This is a genomic window from Streptomyces sp. NPDC090106 (assembly GCF_044747265.1).
Lineage (GTDB): Bacteria > Actinomycetota > Actinomycetes > Streptomycetales > Streptomycetaceae > Streptomyces.
Window position 1 is genome coordinate 664,622 of the sequence record NZ_JBIVDS010000004.1, and the last position, 25,885, is coordinate 690,506.

A 25,885-nucleotide genomic window follows, 5' to 3' on the forward strand; every position below is an offset into this window, starting at 1 on the left:
CCTCGAGCCCAGCTCGCCGTGCTCAGGATCACCCACCCCAGGGGTGCGCCCGTGCGACGATTTGCATAGATTTCCCGCCCGTTTGTGAGCGGGTTCCGCAGGTTTTCCTGACAGTGGGCGGGGGATGGAGCAGGCGTGCCCAAGGTGTCCTCGGTGGTCGTCCCGTACGCGACCTATCTGCGTGTGTACGAGCCGCTGGCGGCCTTCCCGGAGCCCGAGCGCGGCCACTGGACGCGCTACGCCCGCCGGGCGGACCGTCCCTCGTACCAGGACGAACTGCGGCGCTCCCTGGCCGACTTGCTGCCCACCCCGCCCGTCCCGGTGCCGGTGCACGAGAGCGCGGACGCGTTCGTCCTGGAGGTCGACGGGATCGTCTGCGTCTGCCCGTGGCGGACCCGGCTGCGCGGCTGGCAGGCGCTCGGTGAGCTGGCCGGGGAGCTGCCCGGGCCGGTCCTGGAGGCCGTGCTGCCCGAGGTGGTGCGCCGACAGGCCGCCCAGGACTACGAGCGCTGGCTGCTGCGCAACCCGGACGCCCGGCCCTGGATCCGCACCTCGACCTGGCAGGTGCCGCTGCACTGGTTCGTCCTGGTCGGCGACGAGGAGCGGCGCTACGACAAGGGGACGGCCGACGTCCCGCCGATGCTGCGCTACCGCACCCCGATGGTGCAGGCGCGGCGGCGCGTGGCGCGGGCGCTGCGCACCCTGAAGGACACCCTCGACGAGGGGCCGCTCATCGACGGCCTGGTGGACGTGGGGCGTTGGCTGGAGGAGTTCCACCCCCGCTCCCATGTCGAGCTGGACTACGGCGGGCTGGTGCACGCCCTGCCCGCGGGCGAGTTGGAGGACGACCACTCGGCGGCGGACGTGGCCGCGGGCGTCGAGGCGCTGCGCAAGGGCGACGGGGCCGGCGCCGGGGAGGCGTACGCGCGGCTCGTTGAGCGGTGGCGCTCGGTGCGGGACCGGCGTTCGGCGAACTGACGGGGTGTGACGCGGGTCACCCGGTGGGGCCTTGGTGGGCTGCCCGGTCGCGAACTGGCGTTTGACCTGACGCCCGTTTTGGGGTTTCGTCCTCGCACAGCGTGTTCTCGGGTTTCCCCTGATGTCCCGCCAACAAGGGACGTAGGTCCCTATCCGGGCGTTCGCCTCACTGTGTGTCAAGCGTGACGGACCGCACGTACCCGGCTCTTGCGCCTCTTCCCCCTCCTCGTGCCAAAATAGGACAAGGGGCCCGGGGGAGGTTCCGCTTTGGGGGGTCTGGTGACTCCTGATCGCCCTGTGACTGATCGTCACAGTGGCGTGACTGTCCGCTATGGCATGGTCCATCGGCTTCCGTCGCCGATGAACACCTGGGGGGCAATTCCATCGGTTTGGCCGACGCGGCTGGACGGATGGTGTAGTTGTAGTGCCGAGGACAAGCCGTTCGTCCTATAACCGACTCGACTCGCGTCCGCCATTTCGGGCAACGCGGGTCAAGGTGCAGAATTTAGAGGAAAGAACCGAGAACGATCGGTTCTCCCGAGGAGGCCGCTCATGACCGCTCGCACCCCTGATGCCGAGCCGCTGCTGACCCCGGCTGAGGTCGCCACCATGTTCCGCGTCGACCCCAAGACGGTCACGCGGTGGGCGAAGGCCGGAAAGCTCACTTCGATCCGCACGCTCGGCGGGCACCGCCGCTACCGCGAGGCGGAGGTCCGTGCACTGCTCGCGGGCATCCCGCAGCAGCGCAGCGAGGCCTGAACCAACTGAATAGCGGGCAAACCGGCAGGTCCCCCAACGTGCCGAGATGTCCGTGACCAAAGCTCCAAGCGACGCGGGAACCGCCCCAACGGGACCCACGCCCAAGTACTTCCCAGAACATCACAGGGTGTGTCGTGGATCGCGCTGGACTCCGCCGAGTCCAGCGCGATCTTTTTTGTGTGCGTGCGTGCGTGTGGGGGCAGCGTGACAAGGGGGTCTGTGTGTGGCCTTGTCGGACCCTGTCGGTATGCCCTCCGAGGTAGTGCAATTGCACATATTAAATTGACCTGTTGTAGGCGAGGTGTAAGAACCCAGGTTTCAAAAACTCATGCGGTGACACCCGTCACATGCCAGAGTCCTTGTCGCTCGCGTCGAGGGTGCGCTAGAGGAGCCTCGCGTTCCAGCGTCCCACGGGGGCAAGGGTGTTGGGGCCTGCGTCGGTCACGCGGGGGCGGGACTCTCGTCCCCGGCCGGCTCGTCGGGGACCTCGGCGGTGCCGGGGGGCGAGGCCATCGCCAGACGCAGCAGCTGACGGCAGACCGGACAGTGGTGGGTCCGATGGCGGTACGCGGAGGCGGCTGACAGGTGCGCGCGGAGCAACGCCCGCGTCTCGTGCCGTGCCGAAGCCGCCATGCGCCACCTCCACGGGCCGCACGGGGAACGGGGCCCTGTCTTCTGGGTACCGAGCGAATGTGACGGAGTCAAGATGCCCCGACCGCATGAGCCGTGCCGCGCGCGGCCCTGTGGGGCGCCTTGCGCGGCCTTTCGGCCCTCGGGGGCGGTAAGAAGTCCGGCACCCCGGGAGGGAGTTCGAGAGGGCCGCACAGCCGCCGCCGGTGGAAGGGGAGTTGCGGGTGGTCCCTGGGAGGCTCGAGGGCTCAGGGGCAACACAAGAAGGCCCGGATCCGAAGATCCGGGCCTTTGCTGCGGTCCTGACGGGATTTGAACCCGCGGCCTCCACCTTGACAGGGTGGCGAGCACTCCAAACTGCTCCACAGGACCAGGTTTCGCAGTGCGATTCGTGCGTTGCGCTGCGAGAAGAGACTCTACAGGAGCCGGTGCCCACCAGTCGAACTCACCCGGTGTGCAGGGCCGGTCACGGTACGGCGGCGTCGATCGCCTTCACGATGCGCTTGTCCGAGATGGGGTACGCCGTGCCCAGCGCGTGGGCGAAATAGCTGACCCGGAGCTCCTCGATCATCCAGCGGATGTCCAGGACCGTGGACGGCACCGGGCGGCCCTGCGGCATCTGCTCGAGGAGCCAGGCGTACTCGTCCTGCATCTCGTGGACCTTCTCCATGCGGGTGGTGTCCCGCTGGACGCCGGTCGGCATCTGCTGGAGACGGCGGTCCGCCGCGACCAGGTAGCGCATCAGGTCGGGCAGCCGGCGCAGCCCCGTCAGGGTCACGAAGCCGGGCTTCACCAGGGCGTTGAGCTGCTTGCGCACATCCGTCAGGTTGGCGAGCAGCGCCGGGCTGCTCACCGCCTTCAGGCGCCGTTCGCAGGCATGCCAGGCGGCGAGCACCTGCTGGACCTGCCCCACCGTACGGACCGTGGTGTCCACGATCTCCGCGCGGACCTTGTCGTACAGCTTCCGGTACGACTCCTCGTCCCATGCGGGGCCGCCGAAGTCGCCGATCAGCTTGTCGGCGGCGGCCATCGCGCAGTCGTCGAAGAGGGCCTGGATCGTCCCGTGGGGGTTGGCGGACAGGGCGAGCTTCTGCGGGTTGGTGAGCTTCTCGGAGGCGAACTTGGCCGGGTTCACCGGGATGTTGCGCAGGACGAGCCTGCGGGTGCCCTTCCACATCGCCTCGGCCTGCTCGGCCTCCGTGTCGAAGAGACGCACGGAGACGGTGTCGCCGTCGTCGACGAGGGCCGGGTACGCCTTGACCGGCTGGCCCGCGCGGCGCGTCTCGAAGACACGGGTGAGGGTGCCGATCGACCAGTCCGTCAGCCCCGAACGCTCCAGGGACTCGCCGCCCTCGCGGGAGGCGGTCGCCGCGGCGGCCTGGGAGATCGCCTGGCGCGCCTTCGGCCTCAGGCGCAGCCTCAGCGTCTCCAGGTCCTTGTCCTCGGCGAGCTTGCGGCGCCGCTCGTCGACGATCCGGAAGGTGATGCGCAGGTGTTCGGGGACGCGCGCCCAGTCGAAGTCCTCGGCCTCGAAGGGGACACCGACCATGCGCTTCAGCTCGCGCGCCATGGTGGTCGTCAGCGGCTCCCGCAAGGGCACCGCCGCGGCCAGGAAGCGCTGGGCGAAGTTCGGGGCGGGGACGTAGTTGCGGCGGATGGGCTTGGGCAGGGACCGGATCAGCTCCGTCACCAGCTCCTCCCGCAGGCCCGGGATCTGCCAGTCGAAGCCCTCGTCGGTGACCTGGTTGAGGACCTGGAGCGGGACGTGGACGGTCACACCGTCGGCGTCCGCGCCCGGCTCGAACTGGTACGTCACCCGGAACGTGAGCTGCCCCTGGCGCCAGGAGTCCGGGTAGTCGGCCTTGGTGACCGCCTCCGCGGACTCCCGGATGAGCATCTCCCGCTCGAAGTCCAGGAACTCGGGCTGTTCGTGCCGCTTGCGCTTCCACCAGGAGTCGAAGTGGGCGCCGGACACGACGTGTTCGGGAACGCGCTGGTCGTAGAAGTCGTACAGGGTCTCGTCGTCGACGACGATGTCCCGGCGGCGGGCCCGGTGTTCGAGCTCCGCGACCTCGCTGAGCAGCTTGCGGTTGTCGGCGAAGAACTTGTGGTGGGTGCGCCAGTCGCCTTCGACGAGCGCGTTGCGGATGAACAGCTCACGGCTGATCTCCGGCTCGATCCGCCCGTAGTTGACCTTGCGCTGGGCGACGATCGGCACGCCGTACAGCGTGACCTTCTCGTAGGCCATCACGGCCGCCTGGTCCTTCTCCCAGTGCGGCTCGGAGTAGGTCCGCTTCAGCAGGTGCCCGGCGAGCGGCTCGACCCACTCCGGTTCGATCCTCGCGTTGACGCGGGCCCACAGGCGGGAGGTCTCCACCAGCTCGGCCGACATCACGAAACGCGGCTGCTTCTTGAAGAGCGAGGAGCCCGGGAAGATCGCGAACTTGGCGCTGCGGGCGCCCAGGTACTCGTTCTTGTTGCCGTCCTTCACGTCCTTCATCCCGATGTGGGAGAGGAGGCCGGCCAGCAGGGAGACGTGCACGCTCTGGTCGGCGGCGTCGTCCTCGTTGAGATGGATGCCCATCTGCTTGGCGACGGTGCGCAGTTGGGTGTAGATGTCCTGCCATTCGCGAATGCGCAGGAAGTTGAGGTACTCCTGCTTGCACATCCGGCGGAAGGACGACGAGCCCCGCTCCTTCTGCTGCTCGCGGAGGTAGCGCCACAGGTTGAGGTAGGCGAGGAAGTCGCTCGTCTCGTCCCGGAAGCGGGCGTGCTGCTGGTCGGCCTGGGTCTGCTTGTCGGCAGGGCGCTCGCGCGGGTCCTGGATGGACAGGGCCGACGCTATGACCATGACCTCGCGGACACAGCCGTTCTTGTCGGCCTCCAGGACCATCCGGGCCAGGCGCGGGTCCACGGGCAGCTGGGCCAGCTTGCGGCCGGTGTCGGTCAGCCGCTTGCGCACGTCCTTCTCGGCCGGGTCGATCGCGCCGAGTTCCTGGAGCAGTTGCATGCCGTCGCGGATGTTGCGGTGGTCCGGCGGGTCGATGAACGGGAACTTCTCGATGTCGCCGAGGCCGGCCGCGGTCATCTGGAGGATGACGGAGGCGAGGTTGGTGCGCAGGATCTCCGCGTCCGTGAACTCCGGGCGGGCGAGGAAGTCGTCCTCGGAGTAGAGGCGGATGCACACACCGTCGGACGTACGGCCGCAGCGGCCCTTGCGCTGGTTGGCGCTGGCCTGGCTGATCGCCTCGATCGGCAGCCGCTGGACCTTGGTGCGATGGCTGTAGCGGGAGATCCGCGCGAAGCCCGGGTCGATGACGTACTTGATGCCGGGCACGGTGAGGGACGTCTCGGCGACGTTCGTGGCCAGAACGATCCTGCGCCCGGTGTGCGGCTGGAACACGCGGTGCTGCTCGGCGTGGGACAGCCGGGCGTACAGCGGCAGCACCTCGACGCCCTGCCGATGGGTGCCTCCGGCGCGGGGGTAGCGCTTCTCCAGCGCGTCCGCCGTGTCCCGGATCTCCCGCTCGCCGGAGAGGAAGACCAGGATGTCGCCCTGGCCCTCGCCCTGGAGCTCCTCGACGGCGTCGCAGATCGCGGTGATCTGGTCCCGGTCGGAGTCGTCCGAGTCCTCCTCCAGGAGGGGCCGGTAGCGCACCTCCACGGGATACGTGCGCCCGCTGACCTCGATGATCGGGGCGTCCCCGAAGTGCCGGGAGAACCGCTCGGGGTCGATGGTCGCCGAGGTGATGACGACCTTCAGGTCGGGTCTGCGGGGCAGCAGCTGGGCCAGGTACCCGAGCAGGAAGTCGATGTTGAGGGACCGCTCGTGGGCCTCGTCGATGATGATCGTGTCGTAGGCGCGCAGCTCGCGGTCGGTCTGGATCTCGGCGAGCAGGATGCCGTCGGTCATCAGCTTGATGAACGTGGCGTCCTGGTTCACCTGGTCGGTGAAGCGGACCTTCCAGCCGACGGCCTCGCCGAGCGGCGTCCGCAGCTCCTCCGCGACCCGCTCCGCGACCGTACGGGCGGCGATCCGGCGGGGCTGGGTGTGCCCGATCATGCCGCGCACGCCCCGGCCGAGCTCCACGCAGATCTTGGGGATCTGGGTGGTCTTCCCGGACCCGGTCTCACCGGCCACGATGACGACCTGGTGATCGCGGATGGCCTCCGCGATGGCGTCCTTCTTCTGGCTGACGGGCAGCTGCTCGGGATAGCTGACGGCGGGCACGCGCTCGCGGCGCAGCGCGATCCGTTCCTCGGCGCGGGCCACCTCGGCCTCGATCTCGGCGAGGACGGCGGCCTTGGCCTCCGGCTTGCGGATCTTGCGTGCGCCTTCGAGCCTGCGCCCGAGCCGCTGCGACTCACGCAGGGACAGCTCGGTCAGGCGGGGGGCGAGGGTGCCGAAGCTCGGGGCGCCGGGGGCGGGATGCGTAGACATACGCGATCCAGGATCTCATCCCGGGGAAATCCCTGGCGAACCCTTTTGCCCCCGCCGGTCCGGGCCGCCTCCGCGGCTACACCTGCGGCTCGCTCCGGGGCTGTCCCTGGGGCTGCCCCTGCCCTTGCTGCGGCTGCGGCTGCGGCTGTGTCGGCACCGGCACCGGCACCGGCGTCTCGGCCTCGCGGCGCCTGCGGGTCTCCTCCAGGGCGATGGACTTGGCGGTGTTGGAGACGGCCTTGATGCCCAGATACGCGGTGGTCATGCTGCTCACCGCGGTGAACGCCGCGGTGAGCACCCCCACGATCACCGCCTTGTCGCCGTCCAGCCGCCACACCCCGACGACCGCCACCACGGCGATCGCCAGATTGCTGAAGAGAACCGCGAACAGTCCGTACCGCGCCCGGGCCACCTCGACCCGGTCCCCCTGTGCCGCCATCGCCCTCGTCCTTCTCGCCGAAGCGACGAAAACCCCTCCGGTGGCCCGGAGGGGTTTTCGTACTGAGTGGCTGGGGCCGGGGTCGAACCGGCGACCTATCGCTTTTCAGGCGATCGCTCGTACCAACTGAGCTACCCAGCCACGAAGTTCACGAGGAACTTCAGCGGTCCTGACGGGATTTGAACCCGCGGCCTCCACCTTGACAGGGTGGCGAGCACTCCAAACTGCTCCACAGGACCAGGCGTTGCGTACGACAGTGTCGCACAGAGCGAACCAGGTCTTCAAAGTGGATCTGGCCAGGCTCTCAGGAAGCTGACTTCCCTTGGCTGACCTGCACTTTGTCGGTGCCCGATGTCGCTGGATCAGCATATCAGAGCTCCGCAGGTGTCCCGCACCGCTTATTCAGGGGCCGGTGTGGACGAATTATTCAGGGGCCGGTGTGGACGAACGCCGCCCACCACAGGGGATGCGCGTCCGGCTGCCGGCGCAGCCGGCCGACCGCCTCGTGGAGCGCGTGCGCCGCGCGGTCGGGGGCGAGCGCGGGACCCGAGCGCAGTCCGCCGTAGAAGGTCTCGGCGACCTGGGTGGCGCGGGCGTCGTCGACGACCCACTGGGCGGCCACGACATGCGTGAAGCCCGCCAGTTGCAGCGCCCCGGCCAGATGGACCGCCTCGTCGGGCAGCACGGCGGCGCCCCGTGCCGTCTCGCAGGCCGACAGATACGCCAGCCGCGCCCGGCGCAGCCGCAGCCGGGAGATGTCCGCGACCGTCAGCGGGCCCGCCGTCGCGTGGTCGTGGAGATAGAGCGCGCCGCCCGCCGAGTCGGTGGGGTCCTGGGTGCCGTGCCCGGAGAAGTGGAGACAGGGGTGGGCGGGCAGCGCGGACAGCAGTCGCTCCCGGGTGGCGGTGGCGCCGGCCAGGACGGTGGCGGCGCCGCCGAGCGCGCTCGTCAGGTCCTCGATCTCCTGGCGGGCGTGCGGCAGGGGAGGCAGCCCCGGGGTGTCCGACTGGTCGACGGCGAGCAGCCGCCCGTCCTCCTCCTCGTCCGCCGCGGCGGAGTTCCCGGCCGCCAGCGCGCGCAGCGTCGTCGTGTACGAGCAGACGTACCGGTCGGGGAGGTTGCGGTCGCCGTCCTCGTCGTAGTGGCCCGCCGCGTGCAGGGGGAGCAGGGAGAGCAGGCCGGTGGGGCACCACCACAGGCGCTCCCCGGCGTCGAGGCGGGCGAGGGCCTCGGTGACGGGGCCCGCGACGGTGTCCCACAGCCAGGCCAGGGTGCGGGTCAGCAGCTGCCGGGCCCGCCAGGTGTCCGCCGCGGAACGGCCCGCCGCGGCCAGCGCCTCCAGGAGCGCCCCGGTCCGCTCGGCCAGCCCGTCGTCCCCGGTCAGCCCGAGGCCGGGCAGCGGTACGGCGTGCACGTCGTCGGCGGTGACGATCAGGGCGTCGCAGCGCAGGAAGCTCGTGTTGACGATGACGACCGGGCCGTGCGCGGCGGCGGTGCGCAGCCGCTCCAGGGAGGGCGGACGCAGGAAGTCCTCCAGGCCGGGCAGTTCACGGACCCGGGCGGTCAACTCGTCCAGTTCGCGCGCCAGTTCCGCGGTCCTGTCCCGGTGCTCGGGGGACGTGGCCTGCGCGCCGGGGTGCTCCAGCAGGGCGCGGATCTCGCGGATGCGGGTGGCCGCCTCGGGGGCGCGTTCCCGGAGTTCGGCCATCTCGTCGCGGGCGTCCAGGGCCTGGGCCAGGAGAACACCGCGGCCCTGTTCCAGCAGGCGCAGCGCCTCCTGGAGGCGTCCGCAGTTCAGGGCGGCCGCGGCGGCCTCGCCGGCCAGGCCCGCCGCGCTGCCCAGGGCGTCGAGCCGGTCCCGGCGGTCCAGGCCGTGCCAGGCCATCAGGGGGAGTTCGGCGACGGCGGCGCGATGGGCGTCGAGGGAGTCGGTCCAGTCACCGTTCAGGGAGGCCGCCCGGGCCCAGGCCACGGCCGTCCGGAACCGGCCGAAGGACGGGGCGACGGTGACGGTCGTGGCCTCGCGCAGCAGGTCGTAGGCCAGCTGCCGGTCGGCCTCGGCGGTCTCCTCGTCGGGGTCCAGCGTGGCCCGCAGCACCAGCGCGACGCCGAGGGCGCTCAGGCACATCTGGCGCTGCGGATGGTCCCCGGGCACGGCGCGCAGGGCGGCGCGGGCGGCGAGCGCGGCCCGCGCGACGTCCTCGGCGGCGGCGTCGTCGCGCGGGGTGCGCGGGTCGATGCCGCCGCTGCGGGCGAGCAGCGCGGTGACGAGGTTGACGAGGTAGAAGGAGCGCTGCGGATGACCGGCCGGGCACAGGCGCACGGCGTGCCGCAGCCGGTCGACGGCCTCGTCGGCGTCGCCGGGCGTGCCCTGGCTCTCGTACCGGTGGCCGAGGGCGCGGCCGAGGTTGGACAGGTGGTTGGGGCGTTGCGGGTGCTCGTCGCCGACCCCGTCGGCCGCGGCGCGGGCGGCCCGGATCGCGGCGTCGAGGTCGGCGGCGTCCTCGGCGCGTTCGTAGCGGGACATGAAGGCGACGGCGAGGTTGCCGTGGTGCAGGGCGGCGTCCACGTGCGCCGGGGGCAGGGCGGCCACGGCGGCGCGGTGGGCCTCCACGGACTCGTCGAGGTCGGCCAGCGCCCCCGACCACTCGTGGCGGCGGCGCAGGACCGACCCCAGGTTCGTCAGATGGACGACGAGCGCGCCGGTCTCGGCGGCGGCCGTGCCGGCGACGGCCTCCCGGGCGGTCCGGACCGCCTCGGTGAGGTCCCGCTGGTCGCCCGCCCAGGTGTAGCGGACCGTCAGGGCGGTGCAGACGTTGGTGAGATACGTGGCCCGGTCGGGGTGACCGGCGGGCAGGGCGTCCACCGCCTGGAGGCTCAGCTCGACCGCGCGGTCCAGGTCGGCGCGGTCGCCGAGGCGTTCGGCGCGCACCCGCAGCACCGCCCCCAGGTTGGACAGGTGCAGGGCGTGGCCGGCGTCGGAGTACCGCGGGGAACCGGTGGCGCGCCCGGCCCGCAGGGCGCCCTCCAGCCGCCGGACCGCCTCGTCGAGCGGGGCGAGGCCGCCGTCGCGCTGGTGGACGGCCTGGAGGGCGCGGCCGAGGTTGAACAGGACCTGCGCGGCGTGCGGGCCGCTCTCGTCGGGGAGGCGCTCCAGGGCGCCGCGGCTCAGGCGCACGGACTCGTCGAGGTCGCCGTCGGCGCCGGTGACGCCGTGGCGCAGCAGCAGCGTCCCGGCGAGGTGGGACTCGTCGACGACCTGTTCCGGGGTCCCGGTGGGGTGCCGTACGGCCTCGCGGAAGACGTCGACGGCCTCGTCCAGGGCGGCCGGGTCGCCGGTGAGGAGGTGGCGCCGGCCGAGCGCCAGGCCGAGTTCCGACAGGCACTTGGCGACGGCGGTGGGGTGGAAGCCGGTGAGCAGGGCGCGGGCCTCGCGCAGGGCCTCGACGGCCGCCTCGATGTCCTCGGCGGAGCCGGTGCGCTGCGACCGCCGGCGCAGGGCCTCGCCGAGGCCGCCCAGGAGCAGACCGCGGTGGGCGGTGCCCGCGGCGACGCCGCCCAGCCCGCGCCGGGCGGCGTCGATCGCGGCGTCGGCGTCGGCCGGGTCCTCGGTGGCGTGGAACCGGGCCAGCAGGACCGAGCACAGGTTGAAGAACAGCTCGGGCGGGCTGCCCTCGCGGACCTGGTCCCCCAGCAGGGTGACCGCCTCGTCGATGTCCGCGCGCCGTCCGGTGTGCCCGAACCGGTCCCGCAGGGCGAGGGCCAGCCGTTCGGCCACGCCGTCCCGGTCGGCGTGCGCGGCCGGCACGGCGTCCAGCGCCTGGCGCCCGGTGCCGACGGCGGCGTCCAGGTCGGCGGACGCCCCGGTCCGGTTCGCCCGGGAGCGCAGGATGTCGCCGAGCGCGGAGAGCGCGGAGGCCCGCAGGGGGTGCCCCGGCGGGCAGCCGTCCACGGCCTCGCGGGCGGCGTCGGCGGCCCCGTCCAGGTCGGCCGCCCGGTGATGGCGCCCGTACCGCTGGTGCAGCGCCCGGGCCAGGTTCGACAGGTACAGCGGGCGCTGCGGGTCCGTGCGCTCGGCGCGGCGCACGGCGAGCCCGAACTGCTCGGCCGCCCGGTCCGGATCGGCGGGGTCGGACGTCGTCTCGTACCGCATCAGCAGGGCGATGCCCGCGTTGGAGTGGAACAGGGAGTGCGGCTCGGGGGCCACCCGCACGGCCTCGGCGCCCGTCTCGACGGCCTCGTCCAGCACCGCGGGGTCGCGGCCGGCGAAGCCGTGGTGCAGGCTCAGCGCGCCGGACAGGTTGGCCAGGTACAGGCACAGGGCCGGATCGCCGGGGTGCGCGGCCCGGACGGCCTCCCGGCCGAGGACGACCGCCTCCTCCAGGTCGGGCAGGGTGCCCTGGACCGTGAAACGGAAGCGGAGCGCGCTGCCCAGGTTGGACAGCATCATGGCGCGGCCGTTGAACCAGCCGGGCAGGATCTCGACGGCGGTGCGCCACACGGAGATCGCCTCGGCGAGCGCGGCCGGGTCGCCGCCGGCCTGCCAGCGGACGAACGACTCCAGGGCGCGGTTGGTCTCGGGGCCCAGTTCCCGCACGGCCGGGACCTTCATCCCGGCGATCAGCTCCTGCGCCTCCTGCGGCACCTCCTCGGGCGCGATCCGCCCCAGCACCGCGTAGAGCATCACCGCGAACCCCAGTTCCTCGACGGTCTCCGGGGTCTCGGTGCGGTGCAGGGTGCAGCGGGCGTGGAACAGCTGGGCGAGCCCCCGCAGCAGGTCCCGGTCGAGGACGTGGACGGGCTCGGTGGGACCGTCCGGGGTGACCAGGGCGGCCTGGCTCAGCTCCTCCGCCTCGGTGACGGCGGCCGGGTCGAGCACCGCCTGCGCGTCGCCGTCGGTGACGAAGGCGTCCAGCCGCTGCCCGAGCCGCTCGGCGAGTCCTTCGAGGCGTCGCCAGATGTCCTCGTTCCGCATCGTCCGCCCCCGTCGGCCGCCGCGTGCGCTGTGCTTGTGTGCATCATGATGATTCATCAACTCCCCGGGGGAGGAGAGGAATTCGTGGAGATGCCGGAGCTGTTGGGCGCACTGTGCCGGGAGCTTCCCGGACTGCGGTCCGCCGCCCGTGACCTCGGTGAGGGCCCGGCGATGGAGGAGCTGCTGGCCGCCGCCCGGCGCGGTGAACCGGTCGAGGACCGGCTGCGCGCGCTCGGCCTCCTGGACCCGCTCGGCCCGGACCGGCCCGGCACCGGCCGGAACGTCCCCGGCCAGTCCGGCGGCGCCCTGGTCCCGGTGCACGGCGTCGACGCCTCCGGGCACGTCGCCCCCGGCCACTACCGGTGCCCGGTGGACATCTGTTCGCGGGTGGAACGGCCCCGCCCCGGCGACGACCTGCCGCTGTGCGCGCTGCACGGCCGCCCGCTGAGGTTCGGCTGAGCCCGGCGTGAACACCGTCCTCGCCGAACTGGGCCGCAAGTACGCCGAGCGCTGGGTCACGCTGCTCCTGCTGCCCGGGACGCTGTACGTCGCCGGGACGGCCGCCGCCTGCCGGCTGGGCCACACCCACTGGGCCGATCCCGGCCGGCTGACCGCGCTGACGGAGCGGGGCGGGCCGATCGGCGGGCGGACCGTGTCGTCGGTGTGGCTGCTGGCCGTCGTCGTGCTGCCGGTGCTGTCGGCCGCCGCCGGGCTCGCCGCGCGGGGCGCCGCCGCCGCACTGGGCCGGCTCTGGTTCGACCCCTGGCCACGCGCCCTGGACCGGCCGGCCCGCCGGCTGACAGCCGCGCGCGCCGCGCGCTGGGAGGCCGCCGAGGCGGAGTACCGCGCCGAACTCGAGGGGCCGGCCGTGCCCGACCGGCTCGACGCGCTCGCCGCCCGCCGCAACGCCGTCGCGCTGGTGCCGCCGCGGCGGCCCACCTGGTGCGGGGACCGGCTGCGGGCGGTCGACGCGCGGGTGTGGGGCTGGTACCGGCTGGACGTCGTGTTCGGCTGGCCCCGGCTGTGGCTGGTCCTGCTGCCCGCCGAACAGGAGGCGCTGCGGGCCGCCCGCACGGAGCTGGACGCGGCCGTCGCGCTGTGCGGCTGGGGCGTGCTGACCCTGCTGCCCGCGCTGTGCTGGTGGCCCGCGACGGCGGTGGCCGCGGGCCTGTTCGCGGTGGGCCTGCGGCGCACCCGGGCGGCCGTGGACACCGTCGCCCATCTCACCGAGGCGGCCTTCGACCTGCGGGGCGCGCTGCTCGCCCGCCGGCTCGGCTTCGACGTACCGGCGCGGTCACGGCTGACGCCGCAGGTGGGGGCGCGGGTGACGGCGCATCTGCGCAAGCACGCGTGAAGGGGAGCCGGACGGGCGCGAGGACGGCCGAGGGGGAGCCGGACGGGCGCGAGCACACGTGAGGGGCGGCCCGGCGGGCGCGGGAAACGCGAAAACCCGTTCCTGGGAAGGAACGGGTCACTTGTGGTACCCCCAACGGGATTCGAACCCGTGCTACCGCCTTGAAAGGGCGGCGTCCTAGGCCGCTAGACGATGAGGGCAAGAACGAGAGCAGCATATGGGATGCCGGGAGCGATCGCCAAAACGGTTTACGACGGGCTGGGCGCGGGGCGGGGTGTCCCGGTCGCCGTGGGGTTCGGTGCGGGGCTCGGCGTGGGGCTCGGCGTGGGGCTCGGACCCGGTGTCGGCGTGGCCCCCGGCAGGTTCTCCTCGGGCAGATGGCGGCTCACCTCGGCGGTGGTGAGGCCGAGCCCGCCGAGCTTGATCTCGTCCCACGCCTGGAGGCGCCGGGTGTCGCGGTCGAAGTAGAGGATCGACGCCTCGATCGGGTCGGGGTACCTGCCCTCGACGGCGCGCAGTCCGCTGCCGCCGGTGGAGCCCTCGACGCGCAGCCGGGTGCCGTTGTCCATGACCTCCATCTCCTGGTGGTGCAGATGCCCGGAGAGCACGAGCGGGACCGAGCCGTCGACCTCGCGGGCCGCCGAGGGCTCGTGGATCACGGCGACGTCGACCGGCTTCCCGGCGGTCGTCCAGTCGCGCAGGCTCGCTGCGAGCCGGGCGCCCGCGGCCTCCTGGGTCTCCTCGGTGCCGGACCCCTCGCTGCGGTCGGGGGTGAACTGGGGGTCCCCGAGCCCGGCGAAGCGCAGCCCGGCGACGGTCACGGCCCGGCCGTCGTCGAGGACGCGCACGTTCTTCATGCGCTCCAGGTAGCGCTGGGTGATCCGCGAGTCGTGGTTGCCGCGCACCCAGACGTAGGGGGCGCCCAGGTCCTGGATCGGGTCGAGGAAGCCGTTCTCGGCGGCGGTGCCGTGGTCCATGGTGTCGCCGGAGTCGACGATCACGTCGACCTGGTACTGCTCGACGAGCGAGGCGATGATCTTCCAGCTCGCCGGGTTGAGGTGGATGTCGGAGACGTGCAGCACCCGCAGGGTCGTCGGGTCGGGCTGGTAGGCCGGGAGCGTGGACGTGACGTCGTACAGCTTGGTCACGTTCGTCACCAGCCGGGCCAGCTCCTTCTGGTAGACGTCGAACTCGGTGACGATGCTGCGCGCGTTGCCCACCAGCGACGGCGCCGAGGAGAGCAGGCCGGAGAAGCGGGGCTGGAGCACCGAGTCCGGGTTCCAGGTCGCGTACGCCGTGCCGCCCGACGCGGCGAGCAGGGTGAGGGCGAGACCGCCGGCGGCGAGCGCGCGGCGCGGGCGGCGGTAGACGGCGAGGCCGAGCGCGGTGGCCCCGGTGACGACGGCGACGCAGCTGCGCAGGGCCAGGTCGAGGGTGCCGTGCTCGACGTCCTGGGCCACCTCCTCCTGGAGGCCGGAGATGCGTTCGGGGTGGTCGACGAGGGCTTGTGCGCGGACCGGGTCGAGCTGGTCGACGTTGACGTCCAGGCGCACGGGGGCGTGGTGGCTGTCGAGGTGCAGGGCGCCCAGCGGCGACACGTTGATCTTCGTGCCGCCGGTCAGGGAGGGGCGCAGGGTCATCGTCGTGTCCATCGGCCCGACGGGCGCCCGCACGTTGCCGACGACCAGCAGCCCCAGCCACGCCCCGCACAGCACGACCGTGGTCAGACCGAGTGCGCGGGCCCAGGGGTGGGGCCGGTGGACGAGCTCCGGGGCGGGCGGCGGGCGGTGAGCGCGGTATCGGCGGACGAGGCCGCGGGGCGCGCGGCGTACACGGGTCAGAGCGGTCAGGACGGCGACGGGGACGCGAGCCATTGGTCGCGTATGCCCGGTTGGGCGGACGGATATGCGGCCCGGTTCCCGACGGGCCCCGGCGCCCCGGCCGGCGGCTCCCGGCGGTCCCTGGCGGTCCCCGGCGGTGGTCGCGTGGGGCTCCGGCGGGGGTCGCGTGGGGCTCCGGGTTCCGCGTCCCGTGCCTCCGCTGGCCCGGCGGGCTCCGCCGGAGGCGTTCCGTCCCTGACAATGGCTCTGTGCTGGAGATGACGCGCGAAGCCTTCGAAGAGCTCGTGAGCCAGGCCCTGGACCGGATCCCGCCCGAGCTGACGCGGGTCATGGACAACGTGGCCGTGTTCGTCGAGGACGAACCTCCGGCGGACGACCCGGAGCTGCTCGGGCTCTACGAGGGGACGCCGCTCACCGACCGGGGCGAGTGGTACGCGGGCGTGCTGCCCGACCGGATCTCCGTCTACATGGGGCCCACGCTGCGGTTCTGCGAGACCGAGGACGACGTGGTGCACGAGGTGGCGGTGACCGTCATCCACGAGATCGCCCACCACTTCGGCATCGACGACGAGCGGCTGCACGAGCTCGGCTGGGGCTGACCGCCCGTACGTACGCGTGTCCTCTTGCGGGCGGCGGGAGTTGGGCAGGGCGACTCCTTCACACCGCCCTCGGAGGTGGCTGCCCGTGCGCCGCTTGTACGTACCCGTCCGTCTGGCCGCCACGGTGATGGCCGTCGCCGCGGCCGCCGGCTGCATGAGCGTGGGCGACGACGACGGCGGCAGGAGCGCCAGGCCCAGCCACTCGACGGGCCGCGAGGGCGGTGACGCGCCCGACGGCGGTCAGGCGGTGTCCGGCGGCGGCTCGGGCGGGTTCGGGGCCGCCGGGGCCGACGGCAAGCACGGGAGGAAGAAGGGGCAGGAGGACGGCGCGGAGTCCGCCTCGCCCTCCGCCTCCGCGTCCGGTTCGCCCGGCGCCTCCCCGTCCACGGGCGCCGAACCGACCCAGCCCGGACAGCCCGGCCGGCCCACCCCCACCAAGGCCGACCCGACGCCCACCAGGACGCCGGACCCGGAGCCCACCCCGACGCCCACCACCGAGCCCTCGCCCCCGGACACGCCCAGCGCCGAGCCGTCCTCCTCCGCGCATCCGGAGACCGAGCCGCAGCTGGTGCAGCGGGAGCCGGCCCCGGCCGCGGGCACACCGGCGTAGCGGTGGCGGCGGACGCGGCCGTGGAGGTGCCCGCGGGTGGGACCGCGTGGGACCATGAGTGCGTCCGTGGACATGTCCACCGACGTGCCCACGGATGTGCCGTGGATGCGTCCGTGGCCGTGTCCGTGGCTGTGTCCGTGGATGTGACTTACGTCAAATGCCGCAGACTTGATTTGCCTTCGCCCGTGGCAGGTGCGTAAGGTGGTAGATCGTTTGATCCCATTTGCCCGGCGCCAAAGCAGAGAGCGCCGCGTGGCGCGTTCTCTCCCTTGCCGTGGCTGACCGCATTGAGGCGGTCTTATTGCGAATTCACGGAGTTGACGGGCGCGTGCCGACGAGACTCCGGAAGGTTTCGCATACGCATGTCCATTTCCAGTACTGATCACGTCGTCGTGCCCGAGAACGGCGAGAACGAGACGGCCGCCGAGGAGACCCCCACGGTCACCTTCGCGGACCTCGGTCTCCCCGAGGGCGTCGTGCGCAAGCTCGCGCAGAACGGCGTGACCACCCCCTTCCCGATCCAGGCCGCGACCATCCCGGACGCCCTGGCCGGCAAGGACATCCTCGGCCGTGGCCGCACCGGCTCCGGCAAGACCCTCTCCTTCGGTCTGCCGACCCTGGCGCGTCTCGCCGGCGGTCGCACCGAGCGTCACAAGCCCCGCGCGGTCATCCTCACCCCGACCCGTGAGCTCGCCATGCAGGTGGCGGACGCCCTCCAGCCCTACGGCGACGTCGTCGGCCTCAAGATGAAGGTCGTCTGCGGCGGCACGTCGATGGGCAACCAGATCTACGCCCTGGAGCGCGGCGTCGACATCCTCGTCGCCACCCCGGGCCGTCTGCGCGACATCATCAACCGCGGCGCCTGCTCCCTGGAGAACGTCGAGGTCGCCGTCCTCGACGAGGCCGACCAGATGTCCGACCTGGGCTTCCTGCCCGAGGTCACCGAGCTCCTCGACCAGGTCCCGGCCGGCGGCCAGCGCATGCTGTTCTCCGCCACCATGGAGAACGAGATCTCCACGCTGGTCAAGCGCTACCTGGTCGACCCGGTCAGCCACGAGGTCGACGCCGCCCAGGGCGCCGTGACGACCATGTCCCACCACATCCTCATCGTGAAGCCCAAGGACAAGGCGCCGGTCACCGCCGCGATCGCCTCCCGCAAGGGCCGCACGATCATCTTCGTCCGCACCCAGCTGGGCGCCGACCGCATCGCCGAGCAGCTGCGCGAGGCCGGTGTGAAGGCCGACGCGCTGCACGGCGGCATGACCCAGGGCGCCCGCACCCGGACGCTGGCCGACTTCAAGGACGGGTACGTCAACGCGCTCGTCGCCACCGACGTCGCCGCCCGCGGCATCCACGTCGACGGCATCGACCTGGTCCTGAACGTGGACCCGGCCGGCGACCACAAGGACTACCTGCACCGCGCGGGCCGCACCGCGCGCGCCGGCCGCACCGGCACGGTCGTCTCCCTGTCCCTGCCGCACCAGCGCCGCCAGATCTTCCGCCTCATGGAGGACGCGGGCGTCGACGCCGGCCGGCACATCATCCAGGGCGGCACGGCCTTCGAGCCGGAGGTCGCCGAGATCACCGGCGCCCGGTCCATGACCGAGGTCCAGGCCGAGTCCGCGGGCAACGCCGCCCAGCAGGCCGAGCGTGAGGTCTCCTCCCTCGCCAAGCAGCTGGAGCGCGCCCAGCGCCGCGCCGCCGAACTGCGCGAGGACGCGGACCGTCTCGTGGCCCGCGTCGCCCGTGAGCGGGGCGAGGACCCCGAGGCCGCCGTCGCCGAGGCGCAGGCGGAGGCCGTGGCCGCCGCCGAGGCCGCCGAGGCGTCCGCGCCCGAGCAGCCCGTCGCGCAGGACACCGACCGTGGGTTCGAGCGTCGTGACAACGACCGTGGCGGCTTCCGCCGTGACGACCGTCCGGCCCGTTCCTTCGAGCGTCGTGACAACGACCGTGGCGGCTTCCGCCGTGACGACCGTGGCGGCGACCGCCCGTTCAACCGTGACCGCCGCGACGACCGTGGTGGCGAGCGCGGTGGCGAGCGTTCCTTCAACCGCGACCGCGGTGACCGTGGGTTCGAGCGTCGTGACAACGACCGTGGCGGCTTCCGTCGCGACGACCGTCCGGCCCGTTCCTTCGACCGCCGTGACGACCGTGGCGGCGACCGCCCGTTCAACCGTGACCGCCGCGACGACCGTGGTGGCGAGCGTGGCGGAGACCGTCCGTTCAACCGCGACCGTGACGACCGTGGGTTCGAGCGTCGTGACAACGACCGTGGCGGCTTCCGCCGTGACGACCGTCCGGCCCGTTCCTTCGACCGCCGTGACGACCGTGGCGGCCACCGTGGCAGCGACCGTCCCTTCAACCGCGACCGCCGCGACGACCGCCCGGGCTTCCGCTCCGCCGGTCACGACCGTCCCCACGGCCGCCGCGACGACCACCGCGGCACCGGCGGCAACTCCTCGTCGTCCTTCGGCCGCCGCGACGACAAGCCCCGCTGGAAGCGCAACGGCTGACCCGGGCTGAGCCTCGGCGAGGCTCTTCCCGAGAAACACCCCCGCAAGGGCCCGCACGACTCCGGTCGTGCGGGCCCTTCGGCGTCTGTCCCGTTGCGAAAACCAACTATCGCGTCCAGAGGGCCAGTTGTTAGCATTCCCCGCGCTCGCGTGGCGGAATGTGGCCGAGGGGGAATGTGACGAGGCCTGCCGCGGCGCCTTCGTCCGAGCCTTCTGACATCCCTGGGGAGGGAACCTTGACCCGGCGTGCCCGGATCACTCTCGCTCTCGTCGGCCTGGCCGCCTTCGGCGCCGGCTCACTCACCACCGCGGGCCCGGCCGCCGCGGACACCACCCCGACGCCGATCAGCACGAGCGGCGTCTGGGGCCTCGACTTCGCGGGCGGTTTCCTGACCGATGTGGAGGTCGCGCCGAGCGGCTACCAGTGGGTGATCGGACGCCAGATCTCCGCCGACGGCTCCACGGTGCTGTCCTCGACGTCCCGCGGCTACGCGGAGACCTACGCGGGCGGCAGCCACATGCAGCGGGTGCCGTGCGACGCGGGCACCTGCGTGCCGCTGCGCACCTTCGGCAGCACCTACGTCGGCTACTTCATGGACGACGGCACCGGGAAGCAGACCGCCGAGATCCGGCTGACCGAGGACTCCCTGAGCGGCACGGACCAGCCGACGGTCACCGGTGGCCGCTTCGTCGACGTCACCGGCCGCTACTACGTCTACCAGGCGACCTCGACCGGCAGGCAGTACGTCGACGCCGTGGACACCTACCGCACCGCGGACGTCCGGCTGACCCGCTCCGTCACCGCCGCGTCCGTGTGGGGTTCGGCGCTGTGGACGCCCGGCTCGGGCAACGGCGTCGTCACCCAGTACGACCTGGAGTCGAGGAAGACGGTCGCCACCGTCTCCACCGGAGCGCCCTGCACGGTCAAGGAGCTCCAGGTCGTCGGCCGCTGGATCTACTGGAACTGCGGCGCGACGGGCGCCGCGGGCGTGTACGACCGCACGGCGAAGAAGAACATCACGGTCCCCTCCGGGCCCGCTCTCGTCGGTGACGGCTATCTCGTCCAGCACGACCGGAGCGCCGGGAAGCTGATGCTGACGGACTTCCACTCCGGTACGTCCGCCGCCGCGCGCGGGATCGCCGACCTGCCCGCCGGGAGCACCGCCGACCAGCGGCGGCTGACCTGGACGGTGGACAAGCTCGGCGGCGACATCGCGTACGTGGGCGCGGACGCGGCGATCCGGATCGTGCCGAGCGGGGTGCCCGCCCAGTCGCTGGCGAAGATCGAGTCGGACGTGGCCGGCGACGCGGTCGACGTCAAGGGCAGGAACGGCGTCGAGTACTGGGGCAGCTTCTGGCATCTGAACAAGCCCGCCGACTGGACCTTCACCGTCAAGGACGCGCAGGGCCGCACCGAGCGCACCATCACCGGCAGCGGCGCCGCCGTCGACGTCGACTGGGACCTGAGGTCCGACGCGGGCGCGTACCTCTCCAACGGCCCCAAGACCTGGAGCCTGCGTGCCGTCGCCCAGGACGGCGGCGGCACCTACACCACGGGCGGTTCGCTCGGGTACGGCGGCGGCCTCGCCGGCTTCCACGACCAGGGCTACTACAACTACGGCGAGCTGGTCACCCTCAACTCCTCGGGCGGCCTGACCCTGCACTTCACCAAGGGCAAGGGCACCTTCGACTTCAAGTACTCCGGCTCCGGCTGGCCCGCCGGGTCGCTCGCGGTGCCCTTCGCGGACATGGGCAGCGACCGGTGCGCCGAGATGCTGGTGCGGATGCCGGGCGGCGAGCTGCGGCGCTACACGGGCCGCTGCGGCAACACGTACAAGCCGTCCAACAGCTACGTCTCGCTCGGCACCGGCTGGAACGCGTACGACGTCCTGACCTCGCCGGGCGACCTCACCGGAGACGGCCGCGCCGACCTCCTCGCCCGCAAGGCGTCCAACGGCGACGTGTACCTCTTCGCCAACGGCGGCAACGGGAAGCTGAAGGAGGGCGTCAGGATCCGCACCTGGTCCGGCTACAAGAAGATCGTCGGCGCGGGCGACCTGAACGGCGACGGCTACGGCGATGTCCTGGCGCTGGACAAGTCCAACACTCTGTGGCGCTACGACGGTACGGGCGCCGGCCAGGTCAAGGAACGCGTCAAGCTCTTCACCGCCTGGGGCGGTTCCTACAACGCCGTCGTCGGGGTCGGTGACATCACCGGGGACGGGAAGGCGGATCTGGTCTCGCGGGACTCGGGCGGCACCCTGTGGCGCAACACCGGCAACGGCAAGGGGTCCTTCGCGGGCCGGGTGAAGATCGCGACGGGCTGGCAAGGTTACAAGGGTGTTTTCTAGCCGCACCGTTCTGTTTCTAGCCAAGTTGTGACGTGTGTCACGCCCCCGGCGAGGGCATTGCTGGGGGCATGACAGATGACGCGATAACGAGCGGGCCGTCCAAGGCCGCGTCCCAGGGCGAGGCCGGCCTCTCGGACGAGGAACGGCTCGCTCAGCTCGGCTACACGCAGGTCCTGGCCCGCCGGATGTCGGCGTTCTCCAACTACGCGGTCTCCTTCACGATCATCTCGGTCCTGTCGGGCTGCCTCACCCTCTACCTGTTCGGCATGAACACCGGCGGCCCGGCGGTGATCACCTGGGGCTGGGTGGCCGTCGGCCTGATGACGCTGTTCGTCGGCCTGGCGATGGCCGAGATCTGCTCGGCGTACCCGACGTCCGCGGGTCTGTACTTCTGGGCGCACCGCCTCGCGCCTCCGCGCACGGCGGCTGCCTGGGCCTGGTTCACCGGCTGGTTCAACGTGCTCGGCCAGGTCGCGGTGACCGCCGGCATCGACTTCGGCGCGGCCTCCTTCCTCGGCGCGTACCTGAACCTCCAGTTCGACTTCGAGGTGACGCCGGGCCGCACGATCCTCCTCTTCGCGGGCATCCTCGTCCTGCACGGCCTGCTGAACACCTTCGGCGTGCGGATCGTCGCCCTGCTGAACGACATCAGCGTGTGGTGGCACGTCATCGGCGTCGCGGTGATCGTCGGCGCGCTGACCTTCGCGCCGGACAAGCACCAGTCGGCGTCCTTCGTCTTCGGCGAGTTCGTGAACAACACGGGCTGGGGCAGCGGCGTCTACGTCGTCCTGATCGGCCTGCTGATGGCCCAGTACACCTTCACCGGCTACGACGCCTCCGCCCATATGACGGAGGAGACGCACGACGCGTCGACGGCGGGCCCGAAGGGGATCGTGCAGTCGATCTGGACGTCGTGGGTCGCCGGCTTCGTGCTCCTGCTGGGCTTCACCTTCGCCATCCAGTCCTACGACGGCGCCCTGAGCTCCCCGACCGGCGCACCGCCCGCCCAGATCCTCCTGGACGCGCTCGGCGCGACGGCGGGCAAGCTGCTGCTCCTCGTCGTCATCGGCGCGCAGCTGTTCTGCGGGATGGCCTCCGTCACCGCCAACAGCCGCATGATCTACGCCTTCTCGCGCGACGGCGCCCTGCCGTTCTCGTCGGTCTGGCACACGGTGAGCCCTCGTACCCGGACCCCGGTGGCGGCGGTCTGGCTGGCCGCGCTGGGCGCCCTCGTCCTGGGTCTGCCCTACCTGATCAACGTCACGGCGTACGCGGCGGTGACCTCCATCGCGGTCATCGGCCTGTACATCGCGTACGTCATCCCGACCCTGCTGCGGCTGCGCAAGGGGGACGAGTTCCAGCGGGGCCCCTGGCACCTGGGGCGCTGGTCGAGGGCGATCGGCGTGGTCTCGGTGGCCTGGGTCGGTGTGATCACGATCCTCTTCATGCTGCCCCAGGTCTCCCCGGTCACCTGGGAGACCTTCAACTACGCCCCGGTCGCCGTCCTGGTCGTGCTGGGCTTCGCGGCCACCTGGTGGTGGGCGTCGGCCCGCCACTGGTTCCTCAACCCCGACCACGAACGCACCCGGGCCCGGCTGGCCGCCCGCGCGCTCAAGGATGCCCCCGAACCGGTCGATCCCTGACCCTTCACCCCCGGGACGCGGCCGCGTCACCGATACCCGATCGGAGACGCGGCCACCTCCCGCTATGCTCGGGGAGGCAACATCGCCTGGGCCCTTAGCTCAATTGGCAGAGCAGTGGACTTTTAATCCATTGGTTGTGGGTTCGAGTCCCACAGGGCCTACCGGTCGCGGCAGCGCCCGATCCGACGTCCGTCGGGTCGGGCGCTGCGGTGTGTCCGGGGGCGGGGCCGCTCAGCCCGCCGTGCGGTCCGTCAACTCGCCGAGCGGCAGCGTGTGCTGGGTCTGGAGGACCTTCGCGCGCAGGTAGCGGACGTTGTGGGCGGTGGTGAAGACGCCCGTGGGGACGCGGTCGTGGACGTCGATGCCGAGCTCGCGCAACTGGCCCGCCTTGTCGGGGTTGTTGGAGAGCAGGTCCAGGGAGTCGATGCCGAGGGCGCGGAGCATCTGGGCGGCGGCCGTGTAGTCCCGGCCGTCCTCCGGCAGGCCCAGCGCGGTGTTCGCGGCGTAGGTGTCGAGGCCCTGGTCCTGGAGGGCGTAGGCGTCGAGCTTGTTGTAGAGGCCGATGCCGCGGCCCTCCTGGCGGAGGTAGAGCAGGACGCCGCCGCGCTCGGCGATCCGCTCCACGGCCTCGCGCAGCTGCGGGCCGCAGTCGCAGCGGGCGGAGCCGAAGACGTCGCCGGTGAGGCACTCGGAGTGCAGCCGCACCAGCGGTACGGCTCCCTGCCCGGGTTCGCCCAGGACGACCGCTATGTGTTCCTGGCCGTCGGTCAGGCCGTGGAAGGTGACCAGCTCCGCGTCGACGCTGTAACCGTCCCCGAAGCGCAGCGGAACGCGGACACGGGAGCGGAGGGTGGCGGCGGGGAAGTCGGTCATGGGGGTCTCCGGGTCCGTCTGTCGGCAGCTGCTTCAGTTTTGAAGCAGATCCATGGTCCGGAACCCTACCTATGTTTTAAATTTGAAGCAACAGTTTTCGGGAGGGGCCCCTGTCAGGCGTGGCTCATGAGGTGCCCGGACACGGACCCGATCCCGACGAACGCCGTCGCCACGGCACGTCCTCCGGCGTCGGGCGCTCCTCGTCGCTCTCCAGGGCCCGTACGACCCCCGTGAAGATCTCCTCCAACTGCCCCACCTGCTCCGGGGTGAGCTGGTCGAAGAGCAGCGAGCGCACGGTCTGTACGTGTCCGGGCGCGGTGCGCTCCAGGACCGCCATGCCCTCGTCGGTCAGCGAGGCGAAGCTGCTGCGCTTGTCCCAGTCGCAGTCCCTGCGGCTGACCAGCCCGTCCTTCTCCAGCCGGGTCACCGCGTACGTCAGCCGGCTCCGGGTGATCTTCGACTTCGCGGCCAGGTCGGTCATGCGCAGGCTGCGGTCCGGCGCCTCGGAGAGGTTGGCCAGGATGGAGTAGTACAGATGCGGCATGCCGGCGTCCTGCTGGAGCTGCCGGTCGATCGCGTCCTCCAGGAGGTGCGTCGCCGCGATGTACGCGCGCCAGGCGCGCTGCTCCTCGTCCGTGAGCCAGCGAGTCGTCATACCGCCAGTGTAAGTTTGTTTCAAACTTTAACCAAGCCCGCCCGTTCGGCAGTGAGAGTGAGCGCGCCCCATGCCCCCGTACCCCTACGTCCTGCTGTCCGCCGCCGTCTCCCTGGACGGATACCTCGACGACACCAGCCCCGAGCGCCTGCTCCTCTCCAGCCCCGCCGACTTCGACCGCGTCGACGACGTGCGCGCCTCCGTCGACGCCATCCTCATCGGCGCCGGCACCCTCCGCGCCGACAACCCGCGTCTGCTGGTCAACTCCGCCGAGCGGCGCGCCGCCCGCGTCGCCTCCGGCCGGCCCGCGTACCCGCTGAAGGTCACGGTCAGCGGCTCCGGCGACGTCGACCCGGCCGCCCGCTTCTGGCACACGGGCGGCGACAAGGTCCTCTACACGACGGCGAAGGGCGCCGAGACGGCCCGCGCGCGCGAGATCGCCGCCGACGTCGTCCCCCTCGGCCCCGACCTCGACTGGGACGCGCTGCTCCGGGACCTCCACGCCCGCGGTGTCCGCCGCCTCATGGTCGAGGGCGGCGGGCAGATCCACACCCAGCTCCTCCAGCGGGGTCTCGCCGACGAGCTCCAACTCGTCCTCGCCCCCCTCCTCGTCGGCGACCCGGACGCGCCCCGGCTCTTCGGCCCCGGCGCCTACGGACCCGGCCGGCTCCGGCTGGTGGAGACCCGGCGGATCGAGGACGTCGTCCTCATGCGCTACGAGCCCACCGCCCCCGGCCTCGCCTCCGCCGACCGCCACTGGCTGGCCCTCGCCTGCGACCTGGCCGCCCTCTGCCCGCCCTCCGAGACGGCGTTCAGCGTCGGCGCGGTCGTCGTCGCCTCCGACGGCACCGAACTCGCCCGCGGCCACTCCCGCGAGGGCGGCGACCCCGTCGTCCACGCAGAGGAGGCCGCCCTCGCCAAGCTCGACCCGGCCGACCCGAGGCTCCCCGGCGCCACCGTCTACAGCAGCCTCGAACCCTGCGCCCGCCGCGCCTCCCGCCCCGCCCCCTGCGCCCGCCTGATCCTGGACGCCGGCGTGCGCCGGGTGGTCACCGCCTGGCGCGAGCCCGACACCTTCGTCGCGTCCGCCGACGGCAACGGCCTCCTGACGGCGAACGGCGTCGACGTGGTCGTCCTGCCGGAGTATGAGAGCCGGGCCAAGGCACCCAACGGCCACCTGCCGGGCTGACGGGCAGCCACCTGCTGGCCTAACAGATCCTGCGG

At 72.2% G+C, this 25,885-nt stretch carries 17 protein-coding genes and 5 tRNA genes; 11 read left to right on the forward strand and 11 right to left on the reverse strand.

Going from position 1 to position 25,885, the window contains the following annotated elements:
* The first annotated feature begins 135 nt into the window (after nt 1–135).
* Together ACIPSE_RS16855 and bldC are read left to right on the forward strand one after the other, a co-directional pair.
* Nucleotides 136–978: a hypothetical protein gene (locus ACIPSE_RS16855; RefSeq protein ID WP_401663011.1), complete on the forward strand. Its 843-nt coding sequence runs from the start codon at nt 136–138 to the stop codon at nt 976–978.
* A gap of 552 nt (nt 979–1,530) precedes the next feature.
* Nucleotides 1,531–1,737, forward strand: coding sequence for a developmental transcriptional regulator BldC (gene bldC, locus ACIPSE_RS16860; RefSeq protein ID WP_003949541.1), 207 nt, complete (start codon nt 1,531–1,533; stop codon nt 1,735–1,737).
* A 441-nt stretch (nt 1,738–2,178) separates the two neighbouring features.
* On the opposite strand, the gene ACIPSE_RS16865 is transcribed toward bldC, so the two are convergent.
* The 7 genes from ACIPSE_RS16865 to ACIPSE_RS16895 all read right to left on the reverse strand — a co-directional run bounded on the left by ACIPSE_RS16865 (nt 2,179) and on the right by ACIPSE_RS16895 (nt 12,222).
* On the reverse strand, nt 2,179–2,370 hold the full coding sequence (locus tag ACIPSE_RS16865; protein ID WP_401663013.1) for a DUF6274 family protein: 192 nt from the start codon (nt 2,368–2,370) through the stop codon (nt 2,179–2,181).
* Between the two features lie 294 nt (nt 2,371–2,664).
* A tRNA-Asp gene (locus ACIPSE_RS16870) sits at nt 2,665–2,739 on the reverse strand.
* A gap of 94 nt (nt 2,740–2,833) precedes the next feature.
* Nucleotides 2,834–6,808 (reverse strand): ATP-dependent RNA helicase HrpA, encoded by a 3,975-nt coding sequence (hrpA, locus tag ACIPSE_RS16875; RefSeq protein WP_401663015.1) that lies wholly within the window; start codon nt 6,806–6,808, stop codon nt 2,834–2,836.
* Between the two features lie 76 nt (nt 6,809–6,884).
* Nucleotides 6,885–7,247 carry a hypothetical protein gene (locus ACIPSE_RS16880; protein ID WP_401663017.1) on the reverse strand — a complete coding sequence of 121 codons (363 nt, stop codon included), beginning with the start codon at nt 7,245–7,247 and terminating at the stop codon, nt 6,885–6,887.
* Nucleotides 7,248–7,314: 67 nt separating this feature from the next.
* Nucleotides 7,315–7,388: transfer RNA gene (locus ACIPSE_RS16885), tRNA-Phe, on the reverse strand.
* 23 nt (nt 7,389–7,411) lie between these two features.
* Nucleotides 7,412–7,486, reverse strand: a tRNA-Asp gene (locus tag ACIPSE_RS16890).
* A 188-nt stretch (nt 7,487–7,674) separates the two neighbouring features.
* Entirely contained in the window at nt 7,675–12,222 is a 4,548-nt protein-coding gene (locus ACIPSE_RS16895) for a CHAT domain-containing protein (RefSeq protein ID WP_401663019.1), read from the reverse strand.
* An 84-nt stretch (nt 12,223–12,306) separates the two neighbouring features.
* Here ACIPSE_RS16895 and ACIPSE_RS16900 point away from each other — a divergent pair, with 84 nt between their 5' ends.
* Both ACIPSE_RS16900 and ACIPSE_RS16905 read left to right on the forward strand, forming a co-directional pair.
* Nucleotides 12,307–12,681, forward strand: a complete 375-nt coding sequence (locus ACIPSE_RS16900; protein WP_401663021.1) for a hypothetical protein — start codon at nt 12,307–12,309, stop codon at nt 12,679–12,681.
* 7 nt (nt 12,682–12,688) lie between these two features.
* The gene (locus ACIPSE_RS16905) at nt 12,689–13,576 is read left to right on the forward strand and encodes a hypothetical protein (RefSeq protein ID WP_401663023.1); all 888 of its coding nucleotides are present in this window, start codon (nt 12,689–12,691) and stop codon (nt 13,574–13,576) included.
* Between the two features lie 124 nt (nt 13,577–13,700).
* Here the strand turns inward: ACIPSE_RS16905 and ACIPSE_RS16910 are convergent.
* Nucleotides 13,701–13,776: transfer RNA gene (locus ACIPSE_RS16910), tRNA-Glu, on the reverse strand.
* A 48-nt stretch (nt 13,777–13,824) separates the two neighbouring features.
* Nucleotides 13,825–15,450: a metallophosphoesterase gene (locus tag ACIPSE_RS16915; protein WP_401663025.1), complete on the reverse strand. Its 1,626-nt coding sequence runs from the start codon at nt 15,448–15,450 to the stop codon at nt 13,825–13,827.
* 215 nt (nt 15,451–15,665) lie between these two features.
* Here ACIPSE_RS16915 and ACIPSE_RS16920 point away from each other — a divergent pair, with 215 nt between their 5' ends.
* The 6 genes from ACIPSE_RS16920 to ACIPSE_RS16945 all read left to right on the forward strand — a co-directional run bounded on the left by ACIPSE_RS16920 (nt 15,666) and on the right by ACIPSE_RS16945 (nt 23,294).
* A complete protein-coding gene (locus ACIPSE_RS16920; RefSeq protein ID WP_401663027.1) occupies nt 15,666–16,016 on the forward strand; it encodes a metallopeptidase family protein in 351 nt (116 codons plus the stop codon).
* Between the two features lie 85 nt (nt 16,017–16,101).
* The gene (locus ACIPSE_RS16925; RefSeq protein WP_401663029.1) at nt 16,102–16,626 is read left to right on the forward strand and encodes a hypothetical protein; all 525 of its coding nucleotides are present in this window, start codon (nt 16,102–16,104) and stop codon (nt 16,624–16,626) included.
* Nucleotides 16,627–16,988: 362 nt separating this feature from the next.
* Entirely contained in the window at nt 16,989–19,139 is a 2,151-nt protein-coding gene (locus ACIPSE_RS16930; protein ID WP_401663031.1) for a DEAD/DEAH box helicase, read from the forward strand.
* 236 nt (nt 19,140–19,375) lie between these two features.
* Nucleotides 19,376–21,490: an FG-GAP repeat domain-containing protein gene (locus ACIPSE_RS16935; RefSeq protein ID WP_401663033.1), complete on the forward strand. Its 2,115-nt coding sequence runs from the start codon at nt 19,376–19,378 to the stop codon at nt 21,488–21,490.
* A 68-nt stretch (nt 21,491–21,558) separates the two neighbouring features.
* Nucleotides 21,559–23,133, forward strand: coding sequence for an amino acid permease (locus ACIPSE_RS16940; protein WP_401663035.1), 1,575 nt, complete (start codon nt 21,559–21,561; stop codon nt 23,131–23,133).
* 88 nt (nt 23,134–23,221) lie between these two features.
* Nucleotides 23,222–23,294: transfer RNA gene (locus ACIPSE_RS16945), tRNA-Lys, on the forward strand.
* Nucleotides 23,295–23,364: 70 nt separating this feature from the next.
* On the opposite strand, the gene ribA is transcribed toward ACIPSE_RS16945, so the two are convergent.
* Both ribA and ACIPSE_RS16955 read right to left on the reverse strand, forming a co-directional pair.
* Nucleotides 23,365–24,006: a GTP cyclohydrolase II gene (ribA, locus tag ACIPSE_RS16950; protein ID WP_401663037.1), complete on the reverse strand. Its 642-nt coding sequence runs from the start codon at nt 24,004–24,006 to the stop codon at nt 23,365–23,367.
* 124 nt (nt 24,007–24,130) lie between these two features.
* Nucleotides 24,131–24,661, reverse strand: coding sequence for a MarR family winged helix-turn-helix transcriptional regulator (locus tag ACIPSE_RS16955; protein ID WP_401663039.1), 531 nt, complete (start codon nt 24,659–24,661; stop codon nt 24,131–24,133).
* A 70-nt stretch (nt 24,662–24,731) separates the two neighbouring features.
* Here ACIPSE_RS16955 and ACIPSE_RS16960 point away from each other — a divergent pair, with 70 nt between their 5' ends.
* Nucleotides 24,732–25,850, forward strand: a complete 1,119-nt coding sequence (locus ACIPSE_RS16960) for a dihydrofolate reductase family protein (RefSeq protein WP_401663041.1) — start codon at nt 24,732–24,734, stop codon at nt 25,848–25,850.
* Nucleotides 25,851–25,885 lie beyond the last annotated feature (35 nt).